The 25,402-nt window shown below is 70.7% G+C and carries 20 protein-coding genes; 11 read left to right on the forward strand and 9 right to left on the reverse strand.

The features are described 5' to 3' along the window. Positions 1–4: 4 nt before the first annotated feature. The 5 genes from arfA to ACWD3I_RS10630 all read right to left on the reverse strand — a co-directional run bounded on the left by arfA (position 5) and on the right by ACWD3I_RS10630 (position 5,690). Positions 5–1,516, reverse strand: coding sequence for an arabinosylfuranosidase ArfA (gene arfA, locus ACWD3I_RS10610; protein WP_365393757.1), 1,512 nt, complete (start codon positions 1,514–1,516; stop codon positions 5–7). A gap of 67 nt (positions 1,517–1,583) precedes the next feature. Then, complete coding sequence (locus ACWD3I_RS10615) at positions 1,584–2,555, reverse strand: arabinan endo-1,5-alpha-L-arabinosidase (protein WP_365393758.1); 972 nt, start codon at positions 2,553–2,555, stop codon at positions 1,584–1,586. Continuing rightward, positions 2,552–3,409: a carbohydrate ABC transporter permease gene (locus tag ACWD3I_RS10620; RefSeq protein ID WP_365393759.1), complete on the reverse strand. Its 858-nt coding sequence runs from the start codon at positions 3,407–3,409 to the stop codon at positions 2,552–2,554. The genes ACWD3I_RS10615 and ACWD3I_RS10620 overlap by 4 nt, the downstream gene beginning before the upstream one ends. Then, complete coding sequence (locus tag ACWD3I_RS10625) at positions 3,406–4,344, reverse strand: carbohydrate ABC transporter permease (protein ID WP_365393760.1); 939 nt, start codon at positions 4,342–4,344, stop codon at positions 3,406–3,408. Before ACWD3I_RS10625 ends, ACWD3I_RS10620 begins: the two co-directional genes overlap by 4 nt. Further along, on the reverse strand, positions 4,341–5,690 hold the full coding sequence (locus ACWD3I_RS10630) for an extracellular solute-binding protein (protein ID WP_365393761.1): 1,350 nt from the start codon (positions 5,688–5,690) through the stop codon (positions 4,341–4,343). Before ACWD3I_RS10630 ends, ACWD3I_RS10625 begins: the two co-directional genes overlap by 4 nt. A gap of 236 nt (positions 5,691–5,926) precedes the next feature. Here ACWD3I_RS10630 and ACWD3I_RS10635 point away from each other — a divergent pair, with 236 nt between their 5' ends. The 3 genes from ACWD3I_RS10635 to ACWD3I_RS10645 are packed head-to-tail and all read left to right on the forward strand — an operon-like array spanning position 5,927 to position 9,139. Beyond that, entirely contained in the window at positions 5,927–6,517 is a 591-nt protein-coding gene (locus tag ACWD3I_RS10635) for a toxin-antitoxin system, toxin component family protein (protein ID WP_365393762.1), read from the forward strand. Continuing rightward, positions 6,514–7,743 (forward strand): MAB_1171c family putative transporter, encoded by a 1,230-nt coding sequence (locus tag ACWD3I_RS10640; RefSeq protein ID WP_365393763.1) that lies wholly within the window; start codon positions 6,514–6,516, stop codon positions 7,741–7,743. Before ACWD3I_RS10635 ends, ACWD3I_RS10640 begins: the two co-directional genes overlap by 4 nt. After that, the gene (locus ACWD3I_RS10645) at positions 7,736–9,139 is read left to right on the forward strand and encodes an NAD(P)/FAD-dependent oxidoreductase (protein ID WP_365393764.1); all 1,404 of its coding nucleotides are present in this window, start codon (positions 7,736–7,738) and stop codon (positions 9,137–9,139) included. The genes ACWD3I_RS10640 and ACWD3I_RS10645 overlap by 8 nt, the downstream gene beginning before the upstream one ends. Positions 9,140–9,158: 19 nt before the next feature. Here the strand turns inward: ACWD3I_RS10645 and ACWD3I_RS10650 are convergent, their stop codons facing one another. Next, complete coding sequence (locus tag ACWD3I_RS10650) at positions 9,159–10,016, reverse strand: SMP-30/gluconolactonase/LRE family protein (protein WP_365393765.1); 858 nt, start codon at positions 10,014–10,016, stop codon at positions 9,159–9,161. Then, a complete protein-coding gene (locus ACWD3I_RS10655; RefSeq protein WP_365393766.1) occupies positions 10,013–10,786 on the reverse strand; it encodes an IclR family transcriptional regulator in 774 nt (257 codons plus the stop codon). The genes ACWD3I_RS10650 and ACWD3I_RS10655 overlap by 4 nt, the downstream gene beginning before the upstream one ends. A 251-nt stretch (positions 10,787–11,037) precedes the next feature. Between ACWD3I_RS10655 and ACWD3I_RS10660 the strand changes: the two genes are divergently transcribed. Together ACWD3I_RS10660 and ACWD3I_RS10665 are read left to right on the forward strand one after the other, a co-directional pair. After that, positions 11,038–13,086 (forward strand): TerD family protein, encoded by a 2,049-nt coding sequence (locus ACWD3I_RS10660; protein ID WP_365393767.1) that lies wholly within the window; start codon positions 11,038–11,040, stop codon positions 13,084–13,086. A gap of 82 nt (positions 13,087–13,168) precedes the next feature. Then, complete coding sequence (locus ACWD3I_RS10665) at positions 13,169–14,449, forward strand: TerD family protein (RefSeq protein ID WP_365393768.1); 1,281 nt, start codon at positions 13,169–13,171, stop codon at positions 14,447–14,449. A gap of 18 nt (positions 14,450–14,467) precedes the next feature. On the opposite strand, the gene ACWD3I_RS10670 is transcribed toward ACWD3I_RS10665, so the two are convergent. Continuing rightward, a complete protein-coding gene (locus ACWD3I_RS10670; protein ID WP_365393890.1) occupies positions 14,468–15,691 on the reverse strand; it encodes a helix-turn-helix domain-containing protein in 1,224 nt (407 codons plus the stop codon). A 12-nt stretch (positions 15,692–15,703) separates the two neighbouring features. Further along, positions 15,704–15,856, reverse strand: coding sequence for a hypothetical protein (locus ACWD3I_RS10675; protein WP_199924585.1), 153 nt, complete (start codon positions 15,854–15,856; stop codon positions 15,704–15,706). Positions 15,857–16,029: 173 nt separating this feature from the next. Here ACWD3I_RS10675 and ACWD3I_RS10680 point away from each other — a divergent pair, with 173 nt between their 5' ends. The 6 genes from ACWD3I_RS10680 (at position 16,030) to ACWD3I_RS10705 (ending at position 25,389) form a co-directional block, all read left to right on the forward strand. Further along, on the forward strand, positions 16,030–17,007 hold the full coding sequence (locus ACWD3I_RS10680) for a DUF3068 domain-containing protein (protein WP_365393769.1): 978 nt from the start codon (positions 16,030–16,032) through the stop codon (positions 17,005–17,007). Between the two features lie 199 nt (positions 17,008–17,206). Then, positions 17,207–18,358, forward strand: coding sequence for a glycosyltransferase family 4 protein (locus ACWD3I_RS10685; protein WP_365393770.1), 1,152 nt, complete (start codon positions 17,207–17,209; stop codon positions 18,356–18,358). Further along, positions 18,355–19,095, forward strand: a complete 741-nt coding sequence (locus ACWD3I_RS10690) for a class I SAM-dependent methyltransferase (protein ID WP_365393771.1) — start codon at positions 18,355–18,357, stop codon at positions 19,093–19,095. The genes ACWD3I_RS10685 and ACWD3I_RS10690 overlap by 4 nt, the downstream gene beginning before the upstream one ends. Continuing rightward, positions 19,092–23,294 carry a DUF3367 domain-containing protein gene (locus ACWD3I_RS10695; RefSeq protein WP_365393891.1) on the forward strand — a complete coding sequence of 1,401 codons (4,203 nt, stop codon included), beginning with the start codon at positions 19,092–19,094 and terminating at the stop codon, positions 23,292–23,294. The genes ACWD3I_RS10690 and ACWD3I_RS10695 overlap by 4 nt, the downstream gene beginning before the upstream one ends. Next, positions 23,291–24,637, forward strand: coding sequence for a condensation protein (locus tag ACWD3I_RS10700; protein ID WP_365393772.1), 1,347 nt, complete (start codon positions 23,291–23,293; stop codon positions 24,635–24,637). Before ACWD3I_RS10695 ends, ACWD3I_RS10700 begins: the two co-directional genes overlap by 4 nt. Further along, entirely contained in the window at positions 24,634–25,389 is a 756-nt protein-coding gene (locus tag ACWD3I_RS10705) for a class I SAM-dependent methyltransferase (protein WP_365393773.1), read from the forward strand. The genes ACWD3I_RS10700 and ACWD3I_RS10705 overlap by 4 nt, the downstream gene beginning before the upstream one ends. Positions 25,390–25,402: the final 13 nt, after the last annotated feature.

The following is a 25,402-nucleotide window of genomic DNA, read 5'->3' on the forward strand; positions in this document are numbered from 1 at the left end:
GCTTCTAGGCCAGCCGGATCACGTTCCACGACAGCGGTTCGAGTACGGCGGTCAGGGTGCCGGCGGTCAGCGCGGTGCCCTCGACCGTGTGCGGGGCGACCCGCTCGGGCTCGGCGAGGGTGTTCCTGGCGTCCGGGTCGGCGTCGGCGAGGACGCTGTGCTCGACGACCGACGTCAGGTTCAGGCTGCCCAGGGCGACTTCGAGCGGCAACGCCTCGGTCCGGCTGCGGTTGACCGCGAAGACGGTGACCGAGCCGTCCTCGGCGCGCACGGCGGTGGCGTGCAGCAGGTCGGCCTCGCCGTACTTCTTCGTCTCGTACGTCGGGGAGTCGACCCGCACGTCCAGGACCTCGCCGCGGCCGTACTCGGCGGCCTGGGCGAACGGGAAGAACGTCGTCTGCCGCCAGGCCGGGCCGCCCGGCTCGGTCATGATCGGCGCGATGACGTTGACCAGCTGGGCGAGGCAGGCCACGGTGACGCGGTCGGCGTGCCGGAGCAGGGCGATGAGGAGGGAGCCGAAGACGACGGCGTCGGTGACGCTGTAGTTGTCCTCCAGGAGGCGGGGAGCCTCCGCCCAGTCCCGCTCACCGGAGTTCTCGATCTCGTGCCACTGGGAGATGTACCAGACGTTCCACTCGTCGAAGGAGAGGTTGATCTTCTTCTTGGACTTGAGCTTCGCGCCCACGTGGTCGGCGGTGGCGACCACGTTCTCGATGAAGGACTCCATGTCGACGGCGGAGGCCAGGAAGGAGTCGATGTCACCGTCCTCGGGCTGGTAGTAGGCGTGCAGGGAGATGTAGTCGACGAGGTCGTACGTCTCCGCGAGGACCGTCGCCTCCCACTCGGCGAACGTCGGCATGGACTGGCTGGAGGAGCCGCAGGCGACGAGTTCGACGTTCGGGTCGATCTGGCGCATCGCGCGGGCCGTCTCGGCGGCGATACGGCCGTACTCCGTCGCCGTCTTGTGGCCGGTCTGCCAGGGGCCGTCCATCTCGTTGCCGAGGCACCAGACGTTGATGCCGAAGGGCTCCTTGTCGCCGTGGGCGGCGCGGAGGTCGGCGAGGGCGGTGCCGGCGGGGTGGTTGGCGTACTCCTGGAGTTCGAGGGCCTCGGCGACACCGCGGGTGCCGAGGTTGAGGGCCATCATCGGCTCGGCCCGGGGGCCGATCTTCTTCAGGAAGGCGATGTACTCGGAGAGGCCGAAGCGGTTGGACTCCGTCGAGCGCCAGGCGAGGTCGAGACGGCGGGGGCGGTCCTCGGCGGGGCCTACGGAGTCCTCCCACTTGTAGCCCGATACGAAGTTGCCGCCGGGGTAGCGGATGGCGGTTACGCCGAGTTCGCGGACCAGTTCCAGGACGTCCGTGCGGATGCCGTCCTCGTCCGCTGTGGGGTGGTCGGGCTCGAAGATGCCGGTGTAGACGCAGCGGCCGAGGTGTTCCACGAAGGAGCCGAACAGGCGGGGGTTGACCTGGCCTACCGTGAAGGCGGGGTCGAGGGTGAAGCGGGCGGTGCTCATGTTTGCCTTTCGAGGTTGTGTGTCGTCTGCGGGTGTGTGGGGGCTTGTCGCGCAGTTCCCCCCGCCCCTAGGCCACGATTGGCCAGCCGTTTCTCGTCCAGTGCAGTCTGTTCAGGCCCAGCTTTGGCGTGCCTTCGTCCTCTGCGTCGTAATAGTGGTACGCCAGCCAATCTTGACCCCTGTCCCTGAAGACCGACTGGCCACCCGTGCCGACATACCTGCCATGGCCCTCCAGCAAGAGGTCGCCGCCGCCCTCCAGCAGCGGCTTGCCCGTGCTGTCGACGTAGGGGCCCGTCACCGACGTAGACCTGCCGACCTTGATCTTGTAGGTCGAGTTCACGCCGGAGCAGCACGCGTCGTACGAGGCGAAGAGGTAGAAGTAGCGGCCGTGCTTCACGATGTACGGGCCCTCGACCGCGTACGGGGCGTCCGGGCGGGTGGCCAGGTGGTGGACGGTCGTGCCCGGCACCGCCTTGCCGGTCTTCGCGTCCAGCTCGACCATGCGGATGCCGGTCCAGTACGAGCCGAAGGACATCCACAGTCTGCCGTCGGCCTTGATCAGGGCGGGGTCGATGGCGTTCCAGGTGTCCGTGCGCTCGGAGGAGAAGACCTTGCCGTGGTCGGTCCAAGTGCCGGGGAGGGCACTCGGTGACGTGGCCACGCCTATCGCGGAGTGGTTGGTGCCCCAGGACGACACCGCGTAGTACAGCCAGTACTTGCCGGCCCGGTAGGAGATGTCCGGTGCCCACGGGTCGCCGGTGTCGTTGTACTCGTACCACCAACTCGGCGGCTCGGCGAAGGCGTTGCCGGAGTCGGCCCAGTGCTTGCGGTCCTTGGACAGGCGGGCGCCGATGACCCCACCCGTCGAATAGGCCACGTAGCCGCCGGACTTGAGGCGGATGACGGTGGGATCGTGGATGATCTGCTGGCCGGTGACGGGCTGCGGGTCCGGGTAACTCGGCTGTGCGTACGCCGTGTTGGGCAGGAGCGCCAGGAACAGCGCCGCGAGCAGGGCCGTCAACGCTCTGGGCGCTCTCACTGTCCCGCCAATCCCGTGTGGGCGACGCCCGCCACGATCTGCCGCTGGAAGAAGACGAAGACGACGATCAGGGGCAGGCCCGCCATCAGACCGCCGGCCATGAGCTGGGCCCACTGGATGCCGTAGGAGTTCATGACGGTCGCGATGCCGTTCGGCATGGTCATCAGGTCGGGGTTGTTGGTGACCATGTACGGCCACAGGAAGTTGTTCCAGGAGGCGATGAAGGTGAAGATGCCCACCGCCGCCAGGGAGGGCCGCGCGAGCGGGACGACGATCGTGAAGAAGACGCGCCAGCGGCCGGCGCCGTCGATGAACGCGGCCTCCTCCAGTTCGCGCGGGATGCCCTGGAAGAACTTGTAGAGGATGTAGACCATCGCGGCGGGCGCGCACTGCGGCAGGATCATGCCCCAGTAGGTGTCGACCATCCCCATCTGCTGGACCGTGGTGAACAGCGGTACGCCGAGGACCGCGGGAGACACCATGAGGCCCGCCATCACCACGCCCATCAGGACGTTCTTGCCGCGGAACTCGGTGCGGGCGAAGCCGTATCCGGCCAGCGCGCTCACCGCCAGCACGATGGTCGTCACGCACACCGAGACGACCAGCGAGTTGATGAACCAGTTGCCGATGTTGCCGGTCTCCCAGAGGGACTTCCAGGCCTGGACCGTCCACACCTTCGGCAGCCAGTGCGGCGGGATCTCGGCCGCCTCCGCCTCGGACTTGAGCGAGGTGAACAGGGTGGCGGCGATCGGGGCCACGAAGACGGCGGAGACGGCCGCGCCGATCACCGTGAGGACGATCTGGCTGGGCGTCCAGGGCTTGCGGGACTTGAGCCGTATCTCGGTGGTGCTCATCGGGTGCCCTCCTCACGGTTGCGCAGCAGTGCCATTCGTCCGAGGGCGACGGCCGCGATGATCACGAAGAAGATGATGGACATGGCTGAGGCGTAGCCCACGCGGTAGCTGGTGAAGCCCTGTTCGAGGGTGTACTGGACGAAGGAGCGGGTGCTGAGCTCGGGTCCGGGACCGAAGTCCATCATCACCACGGCCTGGTCGAAGAGCTGGAGCGAGGCGAGGATCTGGAGCGCGATCACCAGCCCGGTGATGTGGCGCAGCATCGGCAGGGTGATGTGGACCATGCGGTGCCAGGCGTTGGCGCCGTCCAGCTTGGCGGCCTCGTAGAGGTGGTCGGGGATGCCCTGGAGCGCGGCGAGGTACAGCAGGAAGCTGAAGCCGACCGTCCACCACAGGGTCTGGATGACGATGGCGAGCATCGCGTACGACTTGTCGGTCAGCCAGGGGGTGTCGAGGCCGAAGGTCTCGTTGAACAGGCCGATGCCCTGGGTGAAGAGCCACTGCCACATGTTGGCGGCGACCGTCGAGGGCAGCAGGAAGGGGACGAAGAAGCACAGCCGCCACAGCCATTTGCCGCGCTCGATGTGGTGGGCGAGCATCGCGAGCAGGAACGCCAGGATCGTGATGCACGGGACGACGAGGAGGGTGAACCAGGCGCTGTGGCCGAGCGCGTCCCACATCGCCTGGTCGTTGAGGGCTTCGCGGTAGTTGTCGAGGCCGACGAAGCTCGCGCCCTCGCCGGAGATGTTGGCGTCCGTGAAGCTGAGGTAGAGGCCGCGCAGCAGCGGCCAGACCACGAAGAGCACGAAGAGCACCAGGAACGGGGCGATGAACCAGCCCCCGTGCTGGAAGCCCTGCTTGCGGCGGACGGTCGCGGTGGCGGTGGCGGTCCTCGCCCGCGCCGGCGCGACGACGGTCTGAGCGCTGGTCGTCATGCGGCCGTACCTCCCTGCGCGGCGGTCCTGCCGTCCATCGGGTTCTTCGAGGCGAGGAGCTTGGTGAGCCGGGACTTCATCCGCTGTGCGACGGCGGCCGGCTGGGCGGAGCCCATGGTCGAGGAGACGACGACGGGGCCGAGGTCCTGGGCGAGGACGCCGGTGGAGCCGGCGAACCACACCTTGGGCTCGGTGGCCTGGTGGTCCATGGCGCTCACGTACTCGTTCTGCGGTTCGAGCTTCTGGTAAGCGGCCGTGGACAGCGTCGGCGTGTACGCGGGGATGTGGCCGCCGGCCGCCCACTGCTGGGCGTGTGTGACGACGTACGCGGCGAGCTCGTGCGCGGCCTCGTTGGTGGCGCCGCCGCGGCCCGACTGGTGGGGCAGGACGAACGCGTGCGACTCGGCGTGGGTGGCGGGCTTGCCGAAGACGGGCGGCAGCGGGGTCGCGCCGTAGTCCAGTTCCGCGCCGGAGAAGACCGGCACCGACCAGTTGCCCTCCCAGGTGAACGGGGCGCCGTTGATGAACTGCTCGCCGGTGGGCGCGCCGGGGATGACGTAGCCGTCGGTGACGTGTTGCCGGAGGAACTCCAGGACCTGGGTGGCCTTGTCGGCGTCGAAGAGCACCTCGGTGTTTTCGTCGTTGAACCAGCGGCCGCCGAGCTGGGTGTAGAAGGCGACGAAGAACCACCACTGGAAGTTCTGGTCGTTGGTCCACAGGCCGACGGTCTGCAGGCCCTTCTTCTGGACCTGCTTGGCCTTCTTCAGGACGTCGAACCACTCGTCGGTGGAGCCGACCGGGATCATCCGGCCGTCGTCGCCGAGCAGGTCCGCCTTCTTCAGGACGTCCTTGCGGTAGAAGCAGAGCTGGACGTGGACGTCGAGGGGGAGGGCGTAGAGCTTGTCGTCGATGACACCGCGGTTCCACAGCGCCGGGTTGTAGTCGGCCTTGCGTACTCCGTACCGGGCGAGGAGTGCCTCGTCCCACGGGTCCAGGAGCCGTCCCGGCGAGAAGCCCGCGACGCGGCCCACGTGCATGACGCCGAGTTCGGGGGCGCGGTTGCCCGCGGCGGCCATGGCGAGCTTGGTGTAGAAGGGGTTGCCCCACTGGAGGGTGGAGTCCTTGACCGCGATGTCGGGGTGTTCCTTCCGGAAGGAGTCCAGCATCGCGATCATGTTGGCTCCGTCGCCGCCGCTGAAGAGGTTCCAGTAGCGCACCCGGGTGTCCGCGTCGGAGGCGAGCGCGTCGGCGCCGGTGCCGAGCGCGGCGAAGCCGAAGCTGCCGGCCACGGCCAACCCGCCTGCGGCGGCGAGCAGTTGCCTGCGGTTCAGGTCAGGTCGTCCCATTGCCTGCCCTTACAGTCGGAGAAGAGGTCCGTTCGGTTCGATATCTCGTTAGGTGCTCGTAACTTCGAACGGGACCGTAGATAGGAAGCGCTTTCTAGTCAATGGTCCGGACAGGATTTCCAGAACCGCGAGCGGTAGTTCTCACTTGTACGAACGGTCACCGGATCGCATGACGTGGACAGTTCTCGCCGCGTACGCTCGGACGGGCTGTCGGACAGCGGTGAGAAGGGGGATCGATGGACATCGCGCGCACGAGGGCGGGGCGGGTCGCCGCGGCGCTGCGGCGCGCGAGAACCGGGTCCGCGATGCGCCGGCTCGCCGTCGAACTCGACACCGCGCTGCGGGCCAGGCCCACTCCCCCGGCCGGTGTGCACGAGGTGTGCCGGGCACTGTGCGAGGAGATGAGCGCGCGCCGCGACGGGCGGCCCGTCGAGCTGCGCTTCGAACGGTTCCCCGACGAGATCGAGGTGACCGGCCTGTGCGTGGAGTTCCACGAATTCGACCTGGTCATCGTCGAGGAACGGGCCGAGGCAGTGCAGCAACTGGTCATCCTCGGCCATGAGTTGTGGCATCTCAACGCCGGGCACCGGCACGGGGTGGGCCAGGCCGCCGCCCGCGCGCTGGCCGGCGGCCCCGACTGGAAGGACGCCCTGGCCGTCGCCGCCCGCGACGGCTCCCGCCAGACCGACGAGGCGGAGGCGGACGACTTCGGGCACCGGCTGGCGGCGGCGTTCCGGCCCTATCTGTCGGGCCACGGCGGCAGGGCGTCCCTGAACGGGATGGAGCGGTCCATGGGGTACCGCGGGCGCAGAGGCACGGAGCGGTGACACACGCCGGTCCGCTCGCGCAGGGCAACCTCCTCAGCGGGGTGTACGTCTCCTTCTGGCTCCCCACCGTGGTGCTGACCGCGGCCCTGGTGATCAAACTGCCCAGCATCCTGAAGCTCTGGCGGGACCCGCTGCTGCGGGCCGTCGGCGGCCTGCTGCTGTTCGCCTGCGCGGTGTTCGTCTTCGCCGCCCCCAGCACCATCTCCTGGACCAACCGGGTCACCGGTGTGCCGAACATCGCGGCGCCCTGGGTGTACTCGCTGCTCACCGCGCTCTGCGCGTCATGGCTGCTGCTGGTGGTCCACTGGCGCAACGGCCGCACCGAGCGCCACGCCCACACACGCCGCGCGACCCGGTGGGTGGTCGCCGTCTACGCGGGTGTCGTGGTCGCCCTGTGGGTGCTGTTCGCCCTCGCCGACGTGCCCGTGGAACAGATCCGGGACCTGGACACCTACTACGCCGGCACGCCGTTCATGCGTGAGGCGATCCTCCTCTACCTGTTCGCGCACATGGCGGCCAGTCTGGTCACGTCCCGGCTCGTCTGGAACTGGATCCGCACCGCGGGTCTCGACGGCTGGCTGCGCTGGGGGCTGAGGTTCCTGGGAGTCGGCTTCGCGACGAACCTGCTCTTCAGCGTCGCCAAGCTCACGGCCGTCGTCGCCCGCTGGACCGGACACGACCTGGACTGGCTGAACACCAACATCGCGCCGTCGGCCGCGTGCATCGCGGCGACCCTGGTCGCGACCGGCTTCATCGTGCCGCACGCCGGCCAGTACCTCCAGGAGCGGTGGTGGCTGCGCCGCCGGCACCGCGGCCTCAAACCCCTGGCCCGGCTCATGCGGGGCGTCACGGGCAGCCGTGAGCCCTTCGCGCTGCGGGCGACCCTCGAGATGCGGCTGATCCGCCGCGAGACACTCATCCGCGACGCCCTCCTGCAACTCTCCCGCCACCTCGACGACGAGCTGCGCGACCGCGCCTACGACGCCGCCCTGGCCCTCGGTCTCGAGCGCGGCCGGGCCCAGGCGCTGGCGGCGGCCGTGACGATCCTGGACGCCATGGAGCGCGAGCCGGGCTCTCCGGACGCCGACGACGCGAGCGTCCCCGACACCACCTATCTGCTGCAGGAGATCCAGGCCGTGTCCGAGGCCCTGCGCAGCCCCGACGAGATCAAGGCGGTACGCACCCGTGCGGCCGTCCCGGCAGAGAGCATGTCCGCGCATGAGTGAGAGTCCCTCCCCCGCCAGAACCGCCGTGGTCCTGGGGGGATCCCATACCGGCATGCTCGCAGCACGGGCGCTCGCCGCTTTCGCCGACCGCGTCCTGGTCGTCGAGCGGGACGTACTGCCCGGAGGCCCCGAGCCGCGCAGGGGTCTGCCGCAGGCCCGGCACGCCCACATGCTGTGGTCGGGTGGTGTGCGGGCCATGGAGGAGCTGCTGCCGGGCATCTCCGAGGTGCTCCGGGAGGCGGGGGCGCGACGGGCGCCGATCACCACGGACATCGTCGGCTACTCGGCGCAGGGCTGGTTCCGGCGCTGGCCCGAGTCCCACCACGTGATCCTGGCCGGGCGGGACCTGCTGGACGCGACGGTCCGCGCACAGGTCCTGGCCGACGGGCGGGTGGAAGTGCTCGCCGGCACCGAGGTGCTGGGCCTCGCGGGCACGCCGGAGGCGGTCACCGGAGTCCGGGTGCGGGAGCACGACGGCCGTGAACGCACCATCGGGGCGGGCATGGTGGTCGACGCCACCGGCCGGGGCTCCGGAGCGCCCCGCTGGCTGACGGAACTCGGACTGCCCGCGCCGCGGGAGCGCAAGGTCGACTCCGGCCTCGCGTACGCCAGTCGGCTCTACCTCGCGCCCGAACAGGCCCGCAGCGGCTTCCCCGTCGTCCATGTGCAGCCCGACCCGCACGCCGGCGTCCCGGGCCGGGCGGGCTTTCTGCTGCCCATCGAGAACGGCCGCTGGATCGTCACGGTGAACGGCACACGGGGCGGCGAACCCTCCGGCGCCGCCGACGACTTCGTCCGCTTCGCCCGCGAGGAGCTGCGGCACCCTCTCATCGGCGACCTGCTGCGGCAGGCCGAGCCACTGTCCGAGGTGGCGGTCACCCGCGCCACGGTCAACCGCCGGTACTTCTACGAGCGGATGGCGGCCTGGCCCGACAACTTCACGGTGCTGGGCGACGCGTTGGCCGCGTACAACCCGGTGTACGGCCACGGCCTGGCGGTCGGTGCGCAGAGTGCGCTTCTCCTGCGGAAGCTGACCGCGCGTCATGGGTGGGGTTCGCCCGGGCTGTCCCGGCGGGTCCAGAAGGCCGTCGCCCGTCCGGTGGGGGCGGCGTGGGATCTGGCGACGGGGCAGGACGTGTTCTACCCGGGGGCGACGGAGAACGGGCCGACGCTGCGGGACCGGCTGCTGGCCGGGTACGTGGACCGGCTGATGCTCACGGCCACGGGGAACGGGCGGATCGCCCGCCGCGTGACGGATGTGACGTCGTTGGAGCGGCGGGCGGAGGTGTTGCTGAGTCCGTCGGTGTTGCTGGCGGCGGCGGTGGGGCCGTTGAAGGCCCCTTTGGCGGCGCCGCCTTTGACTGCTGAGGAGTTGAAGAGGGTGGGGCTGCAGTAGCGCCCCTGGGCGGGTCCGCTCAACCGGCGAAGACCGGTTGCTCCAGACCCTTTCCCGCGCCAGGCACCACCAGCAGTGAACCCGCCACCGGGTGCGGTGCCTCCAAGCCCACCGTCGCCGTCGTGATGTACAGGTCGGTCAGGTCTGCACCGCCGAAGGCGCACGCTGTCACCCTCGGCGTGGGGAGGGTGATCACCCGGTCCAGCGCACCCTCCGGCGTATAGCGGCGCACCGCTCCCCCGTCCCACAGCGCCACCCACACACAGCCGTCGGCGTCGACGGTGAGGCCGTCGGGGAAGCCGGCGCCCTCCTCGATCTCGACGAGGGGACGGCGGTTCACGGGGCGCCCCGCCTCGAAGTCGAAGACGTCGACGCGGCGGGTCGGTGAGTCGATGTAGTACATCCGGCGGCCGTCGGGGCTCCAGCCGGTGCCGTTGCTGACCGCGACGTCGTCGAGGACGGTCTCGAAGGAGCCGTCGCCGGTGAGACGGGACAGGGTGCCGCCGCCCGGCGCCTCGTCGTAGCGCATGGTGCCCGCCCACAGCGAACCGTCGGGGGCGACGGCGGCGTCGTTGGCGCGGCGGCCGGGGACCGGCTCGTGGTGCAGCCAGCGGAAGGAGTCGTCCGCGTCCAGGAGGGCGACGCCGTCCCGCAGGTTGAGGACGAGCCCGCCGCCGGTGCGCGGCTTGGCGGCGCCGACGTGCTGGTCGGTGACGCGGACCGTGCGGTGGCCGGAGACGGGGTCGTAGGTGTTGATCCGGGCGCCGAGGATGTCGAGCCAGACGAGGTGGTTCCGCGCCGGGTCCCAGGTGGGGCCCTCGCCGAGGGACGCCTCGGCGCGGACGGCCACCTCGTAGTCGTACGTCTTCGAGGTCATCCCACGCTCCGGTGACCGAGGCGCTCGGACAGCTCGGCGGCACCCTTCGCGGCGAGCTGCTCCAGCTCGTCGCGGCGCTCGTCGCTCCAGCGGATCATGGGCACGGAGATGGACAGCGCGGCCACCACCCGGCCGGTGCGGTCGCGGACCGGGGCGGCCACGCAGGAGACGTCCGGGTTGGACTCACGGCTCTCCACGGCGAGGCCGCGCTCGCGGATGTGGGCGAGGGCCTCGCGCAGGGCGCCCGGTTCGGTGATGCTGTTCGGAGTCATCCGGATCAGCTCGGCCGAGTCCGGGATGCGGGAGCTCAGCTCCGGCTCGGGGAGCGAGGCGAGCAGCATCTTGCCGACGGAGGTGCAATGGGCAGGGAGTCGGCGCCCGGCGGCGGACACCATCCGCACCGCATGCGTGGAGTCCACCTTGGCGATGTAGATGACGTCGGTGCCCTCCAGGATCGCCACGTGCACCGTCTCGTCACAGGTCTCGGCGACGGACCGCGCGACCTGCTGCCCCTCGGCGGCGAGGTCGAGTTGCTCGGCGTACCGGCTGCCGAGCTGGTACGGCCGCACTCCGAGCCGGTAACGTCCCGGCTGACCCGGCACCGGGACGATGTACGACCGCGCGGCGAGCGTGGTCACCAGCTCGTGCACGGTGGTGCGCGGCAACTGCAGCTTGCGCACTATGTCGGGGGCGGAGAGCGTGCCGTCCCCGTCGAGGAAGAGCTCGAGAATGTCGAGAGCCCGGGTCACGGCAGGTACAAGACGTCCCACGTCCAGCCCCCTCCCTTTGCGTCTTAGGCATCTGTTCGAAATTTCAACAGACGATCGGGATAACGAACACAGGCTAGCCATACCGCGTTTCCCTGGGCAATGGGCCTGCAGACTACGCGCTGCGCAACCGTCCCGTTTCGGCAGGAAGCGTACGGGTGCGAGGTGCCGGTACTACTGTGTTCGTGTGTGACACGTCACACTGCGTGGCGTGTCTTGGGGGATGCGGTTCCTGGGGGGATCTCGTGCACGAAATGACCAAGGGGTCGAACACTGCCCTGTCGGCCCTGAGTGAGAACACCGGCTCGGTGATCGTCAGCCTGGGCTGGAGCAGCCAGGGCGGTGACGGCGACGCGGACGTGTCCGTCCTGCTTCTGGGCCCGAACGGCAAGGTCCGCAGCGACGCGGACTTCTACTTCTACAACAACCCGGTGGCCGCCGACGGAAGCGTGCACCTGCTGGACAAGACGCCCACCGAGGACGGCAACGAGGACCGGATCAGCTTCGACCTGACCGTGGTGGCACCCGAGGTCGACCGTGTCGTCGTGGCCGCGAGCCGCTACGGCGACGCGCACTTCGGGGAACTGGACGACCTCCGCGTGACCCTGTCCGACGCGGTGGGCGAGAGCCTCCTCCGCTTCACCATCGGCGACCCCGGCCAGGTGAGCGCGATCATCTTCGGCGAGCTGTACCGCCGCGAAGGGGACTGGAAGTTCCGGGCCGTCGGACAGGGGTACGACTCGGGGCTGGCAGGGCTGGCGACGGACTTCGGGGTCGACATCGACGACGAGGCGGAACCCGCCGACGAGGACGTGGACGGTACGACGCTCACGGCGACGCCGGAACCGGCCGCGAACGCCGAGCCGCCCGGCCTGTCGCCGGACCCGGCCCCCGAACCGGAACCGGCGGCCGCGCTGGACGCCGTACCGGCGCCCCGCCGCTCCGCCGACGAGACCAGACCGCGCAAACCGGCCGCCCGGCCCCGCACCGCCAAGAAGAGGGCCGCACCGCCCAGCGCGCCGCAGAAGTCCCTGGCGGAGAACGACTCCTGGCGGCCCGCCCGGCTCTTCCCGCTCTCCGCTCTGAAGAGCGACCGGGACCGGGAGATGCGCGCCACCTCGGTGCTGTTGTCGGTGATGACCCAGGTACCGCGGTTCGGCAGACGGCTCACCGCCGCGTTCGGCGCGCCCTCCGGCCGTATGGAGACCTTCACCGAGGTCTCGCTGCCGCACGGCGAGACACCCCGGCGGCCCGACGGAGTGATCCGCATCGAGCGGGCCGGCAAGCTGTGGACGGCGCTCGTCGAGACCAAGACCAACGGCAACGCCCTCAAGGCCGACCAGGTGCAGGCCTACATGGACATCGCCGCCCGGCGCGGCTACGAGGCCGTGATCACGGTGTCGAACGACGTCGCGCTGGAGGGCAGCCCTCTGGTCGACGTCAGGATCGACCGCCGGCGCAAGCACCAGGTGGCGCTCTGGCATCTGTCCTGGGCCGAGGTGGCCCATCAGGCACAGCTGCTGATCCGGCACGAGGGGGTCGGCAACGCGGCGCGCACCTGGCTGCTCCAGGAGCTGCTGCACTATCTCCAGCACGAGAACTCCGGCTGCCACGGCTTCCAGAACATGGGCTCCGCCTGGGTGCCGGTACGCAACGGCATCAACGACGAGACCCTCTGCCAGGGCGATCCGCGGGCCCTCGAAGTGGTCGAGAGCTGGGAGCGGCTCATCCGCCAGGTGTGCCTCAGGCTCGGCGGCGAACTCGGGCAGAAGGTCCTGCCCACCCAGCGCGTCAGACGCGGCACCGACCACGGGACCCGCCGGATCCAGCTGGCCGACCGGCTGTGCCTGGAAGGCCGGCTCCATGCGGAGCTCCGCGTCGAACAGGCACCCGGCCTGCTCACCATCGGCGCAGATCTGCGCACCGGCAGGCTGCGCACCTCCGTCGAGGTCCCCGCGCCGGAGCAGGGCTATCCCCTCACCTGGGCCAAGCGACTGATGCGCCGCCTCGGCGAGGCCCCGGCAGACCTGCACGTGGAGACCCTGGTCGAAGGCGACGCCGCCGGCCCGCGCGGCACCCTGGAACGGCTCCGACCGGAACCCGCGGACCTGCTGCCGAAGAACGGCACGCAGATCACCGGCTTCCGGCTGTCCCTCCTCAAGGGCATGGGCAGCACCCGGGGCAACACCGAGTCCGGCTTCATCCGCAGCGTCGACGACGCCGTGCACCGCTTCTACACGACGGTGGTGGTCCACCTGGACCAGCCGGCCCCCCGACGTGCCGCGCAGAAGGAACCGGTCTGACCGAAGAGCCCCCGGCGCCCCCTCTTCCCTTCCCGATCCGATGTGACAGGGTGACGACACGTCGAAGGGTGGGGGAGTCGCTGTGCCTGAGCTTCTCAAGGGCGGGAACACCGTGGTGGGCTCCGGACCGCTGACCGCCGAGTTGCACACCGTGGGTGATCCGGTGGATCTGAGCGCGCTGCTGGTGGGGGCGGACGGGCGGGTGCGGTCCGATGGGGATCTGGTGTTCTACAACCAGCCCTCGGGTGAGGACGGGGCCGTGCGGCATGTCGGTGCCGATGGTTCCGGGCCCGAGCGGGTGGTCGTGGATCCGGCCGGGCTGCCCGCGGACGTGGACCGGGTCGTGCTGGTCGGCAGCTGTGATCCCGACAACGCCGCCCGTACCTTCCGTGAGGTCGACGAGGTCACCGTCCGGGCCCATCAGCCCGAAGGGGATCCCGTCGTCTTCCGTGCGCCCGCGCTGACCGACGGCGAGCGCGCGGTGCTGCTCGTGGAGCTGTACCGGCGAGGCGGCGGATGGAAGCTGCGGGCCATCGGGCAGGGGTACGCCGAGGGACTGGCGGGGCTGGCCGCGGACTTCGGGATCGATGTGTCCGAGCCGGAGGCCGAGATGCCTCCCCCACAGTCACAGTCACCGGCACCGGCACCGGCACCGGCACCGGCACAGTCACCCGCTCCGGCACCGGCCAGTCTCGTCAAACCCCCGCTCGGCAAGGTCAGCCTGGACAAGGGCGGCCAGGTTTCGATCAGTCTGGACAAGTCGGACCGCGAGCTGGTCGTCACCGTGACCCTGGAATGGGACGGCGGCAGCGACAAGCGGCGCCGCCAGGGCGCCGACCTGGACCTGTACGCCCTGTTCGTGCCCGCCTCGAAGGCCCAGCGCGGACCACGGGATCCGGGCACCTTCGTCAAGAAGGGTCCCGTCACCAAGGACTCGGACGTCGTCTACTACAAGAACCTCGGCTCCCTGAAGGAGCCGCCCTACGTCCAGCTCGACGGCGACTCCCGTACCCCCGGCCGCGAGACGGTCCGCATCGTCCGGCCCGACGAGCAGGGTTATGTCCTGCTGTGCGCCTACTCCGCCGTCAGCAACGGCTTCGGTTCCTTCAAGAGCTTCGGCGCCAAGGTCGTCGTGGACGACGGCCGCGGGTCCAACGTCACCGTGCCGCTCTTCGAGAACACCTCGACCCGTTTCTGGGTGGCCATCGCCCTCGTCGACTTCACCGCTCCCGACGGTGCGGCGATCCGCCATGTCGAGGCGTACAGCAGCCGCATGACCGAACGCCGTCCGTTCCTGCACGTGGACGGCACGATCCAGATGAACGCCGGGCCGGTGGAGTTCAAACGCCGGTCCGACTCCTGAGGTGCTCCTGAGTCGCTCCTAGGGCTTGTCCGGCGACTCCCCCAGCACCCCCCTCAACCGCTGCGCCCTGAGCACCAGTTCCAGCTCGAAGCGCCGGTCCGGGTCGTCGATCTCCGCGCCCCAGAGCTCACGGATCTGACGGAGGCGGTAGCGGACCGTCTGAGGGTGAACGCCCAACCGGGCGGCCACCTCCGGGGCTCCGCCACGCGTCTCCAGCCAGGCCAGTAACGTCTCGGCGAGGCGGCGGCCGTGGGTCGGGCCGCAGTGGGCCAGGGGGGCCAGGCAGCGCAGCGCGAGGTCGTCGATCAGTTCCTCCGGCTGCAGGAGCACCAGTGCCTCCGTGTGCTCCGTGCAGTGCAGGACCTCGCCCGACGGCAGCAGACCGCGTTCCATCAGGCGTACGGCTGCCTCGGCCCAGCGCAGCGACTTCGCGGCGTCGGCCAGCGGAACGGGGGGTCCTATCGCGCCGGACCAGCCGGTCAGGGCGCGATGGAGGAGTTCGGGGCGACCCGCCGCGTCCGGTTCGGGGACGACCATGCGAGGCAGTTCGTACTCCATGTCCAGGAGCACCCCCTGGCCGACCGCGGGCGGTACCGCCTCCCGTGCCGGGCGCAGCAGCACGCCGACGGCGACTCTCTCGGGGAGCGGCCAGCCGATGCGGGCGGCGCGTTCCGTGAGGGCCTCGGCGGGGTCGCCGTGCCGGTGGCGTTCGACCAACAGGAGTTCCATCAGGCGGCGTTGGAGCCGGAGCCGTTCGCCCGCCTGGCGGGCCGCCGCCTCGGCGTAGCCGCGGACCGACTGGTCGACGAGGCCGTCGAGGTACTCGTAGCCCGCGTCGACGAGTTCGTACATCGCCGGCGGCGGGATCTCGACGCGCTGGCCGATCTCGGCGAAACGGCGCCAGGCCAGGCGTACGCCCATGCGGTAGATGGCCTGGAGGGAGTCCAGGCTGCGGCCGTTCAGCCCCTCGCCCCGGCCGAACTCCTGGAAGACACCCGGGGGGACCGACGGGCGGCCCTCCGCGGTCTCCAGGTGCTGGACGAAGACCTCGATGGCGCGGCGGATGCCGACGAGGGCCATCGGCTCGCCCGACTCGTCGAGGACGACGGGCAGATGGGGGTACTCGCGGCGGATCTCGCGCAGGATCTCCTCGGCGAGCGCCGGTGCCTCCGCCATCGCGATCTCCGCGAACCGGCGCACCTGGAGCCGGGGTACGTCGAGCCAGGCCGACCGGGAAGTCACCGCCGTCACGGCTCAACTCCCCTGACCTGCTTGCTCGTACGTGATCAAGGGCGTGTTCGGCTGGTCGGGCGTCGCTTCGAGCAGCGCGACGATGCCGAACGCGGCCCCCACGGCGAGCGCGGCGGCGGCCACGACGGTGAGTGCGGCGGCGAGCAGTCTGGACATCGCAGGGTCAGCCTTTCAGTGGCTCTTTCCGGCGGTTGTCCCCACCCCGGCGTTCCACCCTGTCTGTCCGCCCCAGTGTCGACAAGACATTGACACTCCGTCAAGGGCGGCCTACGGTTCCCGGCCCATAGAGCGGCCCGAACTCCGTACCCTCACGCCCCAGGAGTACCCGGATGCGCCGTACAGCCTCTCCTTTCTCCCTGATTCTGCTGGGACTTGGCACGTTTCTGCTGGTCCTGGCGCCCATGCTGGCGTGGTACGTGACCCCACGGGCCGCGGTGAACCCGATCGACATCGACCAGACCGCCGTCTACAAGGGCACCGGCAGCGTCTTCGACACCGACAAGGTCGAGACCGTGGACGGCCAGACGATCACCGTCACCCAGCGGGTGCGCGGCAACGTCGAGGACAGCGAGCGCAGCGGTGACGCGGTCTGGGACGTGACGACCACGGTCGACACCGACAAGACCCTGCCGGCCGCGGATCCGCACGACGCGCTGGACTTCACACCGCACCGCTGGGTCATGGACCGCAGGACCACCAAGCCCGTCCACTGCTGCGGCGAGACGCCGTACATCGAGGGCGAGGCCTATCTGAAGTTCCCCTTCGACGTGCAGAAACGCGCCTACCAGTGGTGGGACAACACCCTGGGCAACACCATCGTGCTGACCTACCGGGATACCAGGAAGGTCCAGGGGTACACGGGTTACCGGTTCACCGGCACGGTCACCCCGACGAAGGTCGGCACCCGGATGGTGCCGGGCAGCCTCGTCGGCCGGCCGGACAGCCCGCAGGTGCTGGCCGAGGAGTGGTACTCCAACCACGGGTTCGAACTGGTCGTCGACCAGCGCACCGGCCGCGTGATCTACGCGCAGACCGGCCCGAAGCGGACCCTGCGGGCGCCGGGCGCCAAGAAGGACGCGGTGGTGCTGCTGGACAGCGAGAAGATCGCCTTCACGACCGCGACGCAGAAGGACGCGGTGAAGAAGGCCGAGCAGGACAGCGGTCAACTGAAGGCGATCGGCGAGACGGTACCGATCGGTGCGGCTGTGCTGGGGTTCGTCCTGGTGGTGGCCGGTTCCGTTTTGGTGGTACGCGGGAGGCGGCATCCCGGTTCATCCGATACGCCCGGTTCCCCGCTCACGATGTGACTGGACGTCAGCTCTAATAAGGCCGGAAATTGTCACCTGGGTGAGTAGCCACGGCGAACGGGTGGGCGAAAACTGTCCACCCCCACCCGAGCACAGTCCACCCACATGACCCTCGCAGGAAGCACTCAAACCCCCCACAGGAACGTAAAGCTCTCCCCCACGCTCAAAGTTCCGCACCCTGAGACGAGTTGGAGCGCACATGCCCCAGCACGTACCACCCTCGCTGCACGCCGTCTCTCCCCGGGCGTCGCAGCACCCCTCGGCGCTCCCCCCACCCCCGCGCCGAATCGTTTTCCTTGCCCATCGTGATCTGGACAACCCGGCCGCCGGGGGCTCCGAGCTCCTGGTCGACCGGCTCGCCGACGGCCTCACCCGGCTCGGCCACCAGGTCACCCTGCTGTGCGGCGGTCCCGCGTCGTACCGCGACTACCGGGTCGTCTCCGCGGGCGGCGAACTCGGTCACTTCCTCCGTGCCCGTTCGGCCTTCTCCCGCCAGGTCGGCGACTGCGATCTGCTGGTCGAGGTCTGCAACGGGATGCCGTACTTCGCGCCCGTCTGGCACCGCGGTCCCACGCTGTGCCTGGTCAACCATGTGCACACCGATCTGTGGAAGATGCGGTTCGGCGGACCGATGGCCCCCGCCGCGCGCCTCGGCCGAAGACTCGAGCACTGGGCGCTGACCGGTGCGCAGCACCGGAGTCTGCTGGTGGCCGTGTCCCCCTCGACGGCCCACGCACTGCGCGGGATCGGCGTCGAGCGGGACCGTATCCGTGTCGTGCACAACGGAGTGGAGGAGCCGGGCCCGCGCGCGGACCGCTCCCCCGAACCGCTGTTCGTCGCCGTCGGCCGGCTCGTCGAGTACAAGCGCATCGATCTGCTGCTACGGCTGTGGGAGCGGGTACGGCCGGTGACCGGCGGCCGGCTGCTGATCGTCGGCGACGGCCCCGAACGGGAGCGACTCGAGCAACTGGCCGGTCCCGGCGTGGAGTTCACCGGCCACGTGTCCGAGGCGGAGAAGCACCGGCTGCTCTGTGCGGCGTGGCTGTTGCTGCATCCGTCGGCGGTGGAGGGATGGGGTCTGGTCGTGACCGAGGCGGCCGCCCGTGAAACTCCGACCATCGCCTTCGACGTACCCGGTCTGCGGGATTCCGTCGTGGACGGGGAGACGGGTGTGCTGGCGCACGGCGAGTCCACGTTCGCGGCGGCCTGGTGCACGCTCACCCTCTCCGGCGAGCGCCGGGAACTGATGGGCAAGGCGGCACGGGAGCAGGCGGCCCGCTACCGCTGGGACCGGACGGTCAGACAGTTCCGCGCGGTCGCCGCCGAGGCGGTGAGGAGCTGGGCGCCATGACGGGCACTGGCCTCAAGGACCCCTCGATACGCAGGTCGGTCGCCCTCTTCCGGGCCTTCCTCCATGAGCAGGACGACCCCGAGCACTGCTACTCGCTCCTCGCCCGCGACTCCGTCGACCAGGTCGAGGCCTACGACGGACCCGTCACCGGCCGTACGGTCGTCGACGTCGGTGGCGGCAGCGGGTGCTTCACCGAGGAGTTCCGGAGGCGGGGAGCCCATGCCTACCTGTTCGAACCCGACGTAACCGAACTCGGTCCCAAGCCCACCGACGGGGCCGTGATCGCCGACGGATACCTGCTGCCGTTGTACGACGGGGTCGCGGACGTCACCTTCTCCTCCAACGTGCTGGAGCATGTCGCCGATCCGCAGACCTTCGTCAGTGAGCTCGTACGGGTCACGCGGCCCGGCGGGCTGATCTATCTGTCGTTCACCAACTGGCTGTCCCCGTGGGGCGGCCACGAGTGGGCGCCCTGGCACTACCTGGGTGCCGAGCGGGCCCGGGCCCGCTACCGGCGCCGTACCGGAAAGGCCGCCAAGCACACCCTCGGCGAGAACCTGTTCGCCGTGCACATCGGCCCGACCCTGCGGCAGGTGCGCGCCCGCAACGACGTGCGGGTGGTCTCGGCGCGCTCCCGCTACTGGCCGTTCCTCGCGGAGACCGTCGTCAAGGCGCCCGGTATCCGCGAGGTCGCCACCTGGAACCTCCTCCTCATCCTCCGGCGGTGTCCACGATGACGACGTCCACGGTCCAGGCCCCTCCCCCGGCGGCCGTACCCTCCACCGCGCGTATGTCGGGCCCGCCGGAGGGCCCGCGGTCGCGGCGCTGGCTGCTGGGGTTCTGGGCCGTGGTGTTCGTGCTGTTCCTGGCGGTGCACCCGGGGCGGCAGACCTTCGACACCAAGCTCGGGGTCACCGTCGACCCGGGCCGGTTCTTCTCCGACCTGGGCCAGCTGTGGCAGGACCAGGGCGGGTTCGGCGGGATCTCCGACCAGTACACCGGCTATCTGTGGCCGATGCTGCCGTTCTACTGGCTGGCCGACGCCGTACGGCTGCCGGTGTGGCTGGCCGAACGGCTGTGGATGTCGCTCATCGTGTCGGTCGCCTTCTGGGGCGCCCTGCGGCTTGCCGAGCGGCTGCGCATCGGCAGCGGCGCCTCGCGGCTGCTCGCCGCCGTCGCCTACGCGCTGTGGCCGGTGTTCACCATCGTCATCGGCTCGACGTCGGCGGCCGCGCTGCCCGGCGCCGTCCTGCCGTGGGTGCTGCTGCCGCTGGTCGACGAGCGGTACAGCGCCCGGGTCGCCGCCCTGCGCTCGGCGGTGATCATCCCGTTCATGGGCGGTGTGAACGCGGCCTCGACCCTCGCGTCCCTCCTCCCGGTCGGGCTCTATCTGCTGTCCCGCCCGCCCGGGCCACGGCAGCGCAAGCTGATCGCCTGGTGGGTACCGGGCCTGGTGCTGGCGACGGCCTGGTGGTGGATCCCGCTGCTGCTGCTCGGCTTCTACGGCGAGAACTTCCTTCCGTACGTGGAGAGTTCACAGACCACGACCGAGACCATGGCGGCGACCGAGGCGCTGCGCGGCGCCGGGAACTGGGTCGCGTATCTGCACTTCGGTGAGGCCTGGCTGCCGGCCGGCTGGACCGTGGCGGCCTCGGTGGTCGTCATCGTCTGCTCGACGCTCGCGGCCGGCCTCGGTCTCGCGGGGCTGGCCCGGCGGGACATGCCGGAGCGGCGCTGGTTGACGCTCACCGTGATCGTGGTCGTGCCGATCCTGCTCGCCGGATACGGCGGCGCTTTCGGGGCGCCCTTCCACGGGGTGGCGCAGGACTGGCTGAACGGCGGGCTCGTCCCGTTCCGGAACATCTACAAGTTCCAGACGGGGATGGCGCTGGCGCTGGTGCTGGGCCTCGCCCATCTGGTGGGGGTCGCGGCCGAGACGCGGGGCGCCCGACCGGTACGGGGGCGCCGGTTCGCGCCGCTGATCGCGGCGGTGCTGATCCTTCCCGGTCTGATGTGGCCCTATCTCAACGGCTCGATCCTCAACCCGGGTTCCTTCCAGGAGATCCCCAAGTACTGGAAGGCGACGGCCGCCTGGCTCAAGGACGCCTCGCCCGACTCCCGCGCCCTGGTCGTCCCGGCGACCGCGCACGGCATCTACACCTGGGGCTCGACCATCGACCAGCCGCTCGACGTGGTCGCCGAGTCCCGCTGGGCGCAGCGCGACTACGTCCCCTTCGGCACCGCCGGCAACCGCCGCGCGATGGACGCCGTCGAGCAGGCCCTGATGAGCGGCGGCGAGGTCCCGGGCCTGGCCGACTACTTGAGCCGCTCCGGCATCTACTACGTCGTCGTCCGCAACGACCTCGACCCGGACCAGATCGGCTATGTGCCGACGACCACGGTGAAGCGGACCCTGGAGGAGTCCGGCTACCAGCGCATGAAGGGCCTCGGCCCGATCATGACCGGCGGCCGGATCATCCAGGACGCCCCCCTCGCGGTCGAGGGCCTGTACCCGAGGCAGCGGGCGGTGGAGATCTACGCGCCGGCCGAGGCCGTACCGCGCCCCGGGCACGCCGGGCTGCTGCCGGTCGCCGACACCGCCGTCGTCTCCGGCGGCCCCGAGTCCCTGCTGCCGCTCGCGACCGAGCTGCGCGGCCGGCCGACCGTGCTGACCGGCGACAACCACCCCGGCGTCGGGACCCCGCCGCTCCAGGTGGTCGGCGACGGACTGCGCCGCGCGGACACCCGGTTCGGACTGGTCAACGCCAACACCTCGTACACGTACACCAGCAACGAACGCAACGCCCCCGAGGCGGCGGAGGACGCGGGCGAGAAACCGCACCAGATCCTGCCGACGAAGGGCCTCGACCATCAGACGGTGGCCCAACTGCGGGGCGCCCGCTCGGTGTCGGCGTCCTCGTACGGCAACTGGCTGTTCCATCTTCCGCAGTACGACCCGGTCAACGCCTTCGACGGCAACCCGGACACCGCCTGGGCGGAGGGTGCGCTGGGCTCGGCGGACGGACAGTGGCTGCGGATCGCGTTCTCGGACGACGCGTACGACATGCCGTCGTCGTTCAAGGTGACACCGCTGCCGCAGGAGAGCGTGCGGTCGGCGGCGACGAAGGTGCGGGTGGAGACCGAGAAGGGGTCCGAGACCACCATCCTGCGCTCCGACGGCAGCACCCAGACCATCAAGTCGCCGCCCGGAGCCACCGGTTGGATGAAGCTGACGATCCTCGACTCGGCGGAACGCCGCACCGGGCTGCTGGGCGCCGGCTTCTCCGAGATCACCCTGCCGGACGTCCAGGTGACCCGGCTGCTCAAGCTGCCGACCGACGCCGAGGACACGAACGCCGGTGCCGAGCTGATCTCCCTGCACCGCACGGCCAACCCCACGGGCCTGTCCGCCACGGGTATGGAGTCGGGCCTGCACCGGCGTTTCTCGACGGCCACGGGAGGGACGTACTCGATCCGGGCGAACGCGGTCCCGGTGCCGGGCGAGCAACTCGACCGGCTGCTCTACGAGATCGCACCCGAAGGCCAGGATCACCGCGTGATCGCCACCGCCGACTCCACGGCGGCCCTCGGCGTCGGTCTGTCCGCGCGCAACCTCACCGACGGCGACCTGACGACGGCGTGGATCGCGGGCGACCGGCCGACGATCCATCTGCGCTGGGACGGCAAACAGCCCGTCAGCGAACTGGTGCTGGCCCCCGCGGGCGGCCTGTCCACGCGTCCCACCGAGGTCAACATCAGCTCCCCGGACGGCGCGACCATCGCCGGCGTCGACGAGAACGGCTGGGTCCGCTTCCCGGCGATCACCACCGACCGCCTCGACATCACGATCACCCAGACGGCACCGCTGACCCTCTACAACCCGATGGTCGACGAGGATCTACGACTGCCGGTGGGCCTGACCGAGGCCTACATCCCCTCACTCGAGACGCCCGACGCCTCCTATCGCACGCCCCAGCCGGGCAGCGACCGGGAGTTCTCGCTGCCGTGCGGTGAGGGGCCGGTGGTGTCGGTGGACCGCGAGCTCTACCGGACCAGCGTGAAGGGGACGGTGGGAGACCTCACCCAGCGCCGCCCCGTCGAGGTGACGCTCTGCCAAGAGGAGCGCGCGGACGCCGAGTTGGACCTCGGCTCCGGTACGCACCAGGTCGAGGCGGGGGACGCCGGGCCGCTGACGCTGACCGACGTCACCCTGACCCGCGGGACGGTCGCGGAACCCACCGCCACCGGCCGTGACCTTCGGATCCGGGACTGGCTGGGCGACCGCCGCGAGGTGAGCGTCGGCTCCGGTGCGGCCATGTATCTGACGACGTACGAGAACTACAACGACGGCTGGAAGGCCACGCTGGGCGGCAAGGAACTGTCGTCGGTACGGCTCGACGGCTGGCAGCAGGCCTGGCGGATCCCGGCCGGGGCGGGCGGCGACGTCAAACTGTCGTACGAGCCGGCGACGACCTACGACGCGGCGCTGATCGCCAGCGGTGTGGCGCTGCTGGCCCTGGTGGGCCTGGTGCTGTGGCGCCGGCGCTCGCCCAACCCCGACGAGCCGCAGGTCCTTCCGCCGCCGCCGGGTCTCTGGCTGGGCACGGTCGCGCTCACGGTGGTGGGGGTGCTGATCGCCGGGTGGTTCGCCCTGCTGGTGCCGGCGCTGGCGCTGCTGGCGCACCGGCGGCACGAGTGGCTCGTACCGATCGCGTTCGTGGCGCTGGCCGGGGCGGGGATCGCGGCCGCGACCGGGGCGGGCGAGCCGGTCGCGGCGGGGCACGGCGCCTTCGGTCATACGGCCCAACTGCTGGCGTTGATCGGGTTGTTCGCGGCGGTCGTGAGCGTGCGGGAGCCCACGGCGGAGGGGACGCCACCCGAGTCGGAGGCGCCGACGCGACAGCTGCCCGAAGTCGAAGGGGGCGAACCCGCATGACCACGGCACCCGCGCGCATCCCGTTCCCGGTCGTGGACGAGGTCTCCCGGCACTGCCTCCAGGAGGAGGAGCCGGAGACGGTCCACATCGAGGTCCATCTGCCCGGGCGTCTCGACCCGGCGGGGCTGCGAAAGGCGTTCCATGACGCGCTGCTGCGGCATCCGCGGATCCTGATGAGGGAGGCGCGCGGCACGTGGTACCGGCGCCGGTACGAGTGGGAGCTGACCGATCGCCCGGACGTGGAGGTGGTCACCTTCCCCGCTCCGGGGAGGGACGCGTTGCGGGACGCACGGACCCGGGCGCTGACGACGGCACCGCCGCTGACGGACTCGCCGCCGATCCGGCTGGAGGTGGTGGAGGGGGCGGGACGGGCGGAGGGAAGCGAGGCGACGGACGTCGTGGGATGGGGGAGGACGCAGGCTCAGCGGCCGAGTTCCCGGCTGAGCGACTCCACCGTCCTCTTCCTCACCATCAACCACACCGCGCTGGACGGCCCCGCCTGCCTCCGCGTCCTCGCCACCGCCGCCGAGCTCTACGGCGGCCGCGACAACAGCCCCGCCGCACCGCCCGTCCGCACCGCCGAGATCCGGCAGGACCCCGCGGACACCCCCTCCAACTGGTCCCCGCCCGCACGCGTGGCGCCCGGCGCCCCCGAGCCGTCCCCCGGCAACGGCATGCTCGTCACCGAACTCCCCCTCCCGCACCGCCCCAAGGGCGCCCCCTACACCGTGAACGACCAGCTCATGGTCGCCACGGCCCTCACCATCGCCCACTGGAACCGCGAACACGGCACCGCTCCCCGCCCCCTGCGCATCACCATGCCCGTGGACGACCGCCCCCGCGACACGAGCATGCCGATCGGAAACGGCACGCGGCTCGTCGAAGTCCCCTTCTCACCGGACGAGTTGACGACCACCGACCTGCCCGGTCTGCTGGAGCGCACAGCGACCCGGACCCGCGCCCTCAAGTCCCTCCCGCGCCCCCAACTCGGCCGCGGCGCCACCCTGCTCACCGCCCCGGTCACCCCCGTGGCCTGGCGGGCCGCCCTGACCCGGGGTCTGCGCAGAGCGGCCGGGCCCTGGACGTCCACCACGCTTCTCAGCAACATCGGCCGGATCCCGTACCCCCTGGACTTCGGCGAGGAGGCGGGCCGGGCGCACGCCGTGTGGTTCTCGGCGCCCGCCCGGATGCCCCGCGGCCTCACGGTCACGACCGCCTCCACCGCCGGCCGGCTCCACCTCGCCCTGCGCTGGTCGCGCGCCCTGCTCAGCCACGGCGACGGCGCCCATCTGCGGGACCTGTTCGAGCACTATCTGCACACGACGGACGTGGACCAGCGATGACGACCGCCCAGAGCTCCCAGACCTCCCGGACCGCCCCCGCCAGGCCGCCCGAGCTGCGCGACTTCTACGAGGACCCCGCCGTCCCCGTCGCCTCCGGCACCCCGCGCAGCCTCCGCCAGGCCCGCATGCTGGCCGAGGCCCTGACGGCGGAGCGCGCACACACCATCCTCGACATCGGCTGCGGCGACGGCACCGCCGCCGCGGTCGCCGCCCCCCTGCTCCCCGGCCACCGTCTCGTCGGCGTCGACTGGTCCCAGGACGCCCTGCGCCGCGCCCGCACCCGGCTGCCGTACACGGTCCGCGGCGAACTCGGCGACGGCGGGCTGCCGTTCGGCGCCGAGTCCGTCGACGCCGTGCTGTTCAGCGAGGTGATCGAGCATCTCGTCGACCCGGACTCGGCACTGGACGAGATCCGCCGGGTCCTGCGCCCGGGGGGCCATCTCATGCTGTCCACCCCGAACCTGGCCGCCTGGTACAACCGTGCCCTGCTGCTGGCCGGCGTGCAGCCGGTGTTCTCCGAGGTCAGCCTGCGTGCCATCCACGGCCGCCCGGGCCGGGAGGTGGTGGGGCATCTGCGGCTCTACACCGCCCGTGCGCTGCGGGAGTTCGTCGCCGCGGCCGGCTTCACGGTCGTACGACTGGAAGGGGCGCCCTTCCACGGCGTACCGCGTCCCATGCGGCCGCTCGACCGGCTGGCGTGCCGCAGACCGTCTCTCGCCTCGATCCTGCTGTTGCACGCGCGGAAGACCTAGGGGGCCTGGCCAT

The sequence above is a fragment of the Streptomyces sp. NPDC002817 genome (genome assembly GCF_053592055.1).

Bases quoted from the DNA above. Each gene is read 5' to 3' on its own strand.
- ACWD3I_RS10625 (WP_365393760.1), bottom strand. From the start codon at position 4,344: ATGACGACCAGCGCTCAGACCGTCGTCGCGCCGGCGCGGGCGAGGACC.
- ACWD3I_RS10680 (WP_365393769.1), top strand. From the start codon at position 16,030: ATGCGCCGTACAGCCTCTCCTTTCTCCCTGATTCTGCTGGGACTTGGC.
- ACWD3I_RS10695 (WP_365393891.1), top strand. From the start codon at position 19,092: ATGACGACGTCCACGGTCCAGGCCCCTCCCCCGGCGGCCGTACCCTCC.
- ACWD3I_RS10645 (WP_365393764.1), top strand. From the start codon at position 7,736: ATGAGTGAGAGTCCCTCCCCCGCCAGAACCGCCGTGGTCCTGGGGGGA.
- ACWD3I_RS10630 (WP_365393761.1), bottom strand. From the start codon at position 5,690: ATGGGACGACCTGACCTGAACCGCAGGCAACTGCTCGCCGCCGCAGGC.
- ACWD3I_RS10620 (WP_365393759.1), bottom strand. From the start codon at position 3,409: ATGAGCACCACCGAGATACGGCTCAAGTCCCGCAAGCCCTGGACGCCC.
- ACWD3I_RS10660 (WP_365393767.1), top strand. From the start codon at position 11,038: ATGACCAAGGGGTCGAACACTGCCCTGTCGGCCCTGAGTGAGAACACC.
- ACWD3I_RS10705 (WP_365393773.1), top strand. From the start codon at position 24,634: ATGACGACCGCCCAGAGCTCCCAGACCTCCCGGACCGCCCCCGCCAGG.
- ACWD3I_RS10685 (WP_365393770.1), top strand. From the start codon at position 17,207: ATGCCCCAGCACGTACCACCCTCGCTGCACGCCGTCTCTCCCCGGGCG.
- ACWD3I_RS10650 (WP_365393765.1), bottom strand. From the start codon at position 10,016: ATGACCTCGAAGACGTACGACTACGAGGTGGCCGTCCGCGCCGAGGCG.
- arfA (WP_365393757.1), bottom strand. From the start codon at position 1,516: ATGAGCACCGCCCGCTTCACCCTCGACCCCGCCTTCACGGTAGGCCAG.
- ACWD3I_RS10675 (WP_199924585.1), bottom strand. From the start codon at position 15,856: ATGTCCAGACTGCTCGCCGCCGCACTCACCGTCGTGGCCGCCGCCGCG.
- ACWD3I_RS10700 (WP_365393772.1), top strand. From the start codon at position 23,291: ATGACCACGGCACCCGCGCGCATCCCGTTCCCGGTCGTGGACGAGGTC.
- ACWD3I_RS10635 (WP_365393762.1), top strand. From the start codon at position 5,927: ATGGACATCGCGCGCACGAGGGCGGGGCGGGTCGCCGCGGCGCTGCGG.
- ACWD3I_RS10690 (WP_365393771.1), top strand. From the start codon at position 18,355: ATGACGGGCACTGGCCTCAAGGACCCCTCGATACGCAGGTCGGTCGCC.